At 63.2% G+C, this 304-nt stretch carries 1 protein-coding gene; it reads right to left on the bottom strand.

All coding sequences use genetic code 11. From position 1 onward, the window contains the following. The coding region (locus ACTJKM_RS36105; protein WP_440661901.1) for a hypothetical protein at window positions 1-304 on the bottom strand (304 nt) is incomplete at both ends.

Here is a 304-nt window from a genome sequence, read left to right as displayed (position 1 = left end):
CAGACCGTCATCGTCGACATTCGCAGACGCCACGCCGCCCGTCGGCGTGTTGGCATCCGTTACCGAGAAGCCAAAGTTTGCCGTCGACGTATCACCGTCACCGTCCGTCACCGTGTAGGTACCGTTGACCGGCAGAGATGCTCCGACCGTCGGCGTGTCCGCCTGGAACTCGTAGCTGCCGTCTGCCTTGACCCGGATCGAGCCTGCACCGACATCGATCCATGCGGACCAACCGGTGACTGCATCGAAAGCACCGACCGAGGTGCCGTTGATCTGTGTCAGCGTTGCTCCATCCGCGCCAGCC

It is taken from the genome of Ensifer sp. 22460 (genome assembly GCF_052044935.1).
Classification (GTDB): domain Bacteria; phylum Pseudomonadota; class Alphaproteobacteria; order Rhizobiales; family Rhizobiaceae; genus Ensifer.
Note: the sequence above shows the minus strand (reverse complement) of the source record. Positions and strands in the feature narration are given on the sequence as shown.